At 42.2% G+C, this 816-nt stretch carries 1 protein-coding gene and 1 pseudogene; both read right to left on the bottom strand.

What is annotated here, in order from left to right; all coding sequences use genetic code 11:
* Window positions 1–267, bottom strand: a pseudogene (locus IG80_RS0111870) (bifunctional folylpolyglutamate synthase/dihydrofolate synthase); the annotation flags it as partial.
* A 1-nt stretch (window position 268) separates the two neighbouring features.
* Window positions 269–816 (bottom strand): acetyl-CoA carboxylase carboxyltransferase subunit beta (locus tag IG80_RS0111865; protein ID WP_269517202.1); only part of this gene is annotated, 548 nt, incomplete at its 5' end.

Genomic DNA, 816 nt, shown 5'->3' with positions numbered 1-816 from the left:
CTTCTTTCCCGCAACAATAATACGTTCATTAAATTCTCTTAAATGGGGTGAAGTATAAACATGCGTCCTGTATCCTGAAGATTCAAAAATAGCACGCAAAAAAGCGATCGTTGACCCTTTTCCATTTGTGCCAGCCACATGAATGGTAGGTGGAAGTTTAAGGTGTGGAGAGCCAAGCTTACTCAATAATTTTTCAATACGCTCCAAATTGAGACGTGCTTTAAAAGGAAATTTTTTAGAGAATACGCCTAAATCAAATTGAAACATCCTAAACGCGAGGCTTCATTAAAAGGCTTATTAATGCAACTAAACGCCCTTTTATTTGTTGACGAGGTACAACCATATCAATCATACCATGCTCAAGAAGATATTCAGCAGTTTGGAAACCCTCTGGTAATGCGTGCCGTATTGTTTGTTGGATGACACGGGCGCCAGCAAAACCTATCATGGCTCCAGGTTCAGCAATCGCAATATCACCTAACATAGCAAAAGACGCTGATACTCCACCCGTTGTTGGATCAGTGAGAATTGTAATATAGGGCAAACCAGCCTCTTTTACCTGCCGAACAGCTATCGTTGTACGAGGCATTTGCATAAGAGAAAGTATGCCTTCTTGCATTCTGGCTCCTCCAGATGATGGAATAACAATTAAAGGGGCTTTATGCTTCACAGCAGTTTTTGCCGCAGCAACAAGGCCAGCACCTACAGCGGTTCCCATTGAGCCGCCCATAAAATTGAATTCAAAAGCAACAACGATTGACTTTTGCCCACCAATTCGTCCCATCGCTATAAGAATGGCGTCTTCTTCTTCGGTTT

It is taken from the genome of Candidatus Paracaedibacter symbiosus, from assembly GCF_000757605.1.
Taxonomy (GTDB): Bacteria; Pseudomonadota; Alphaproteobacteria; order Paracaedibacterales; family Paracaedibacteraceae; genus Paracaedibacter_A; species Paracaedibacter_A symbiosus.
Note: the sequence above shows the minus strand (reverse complement) of the source record. Positions and strands in the feature narration are given on the sequence as shown.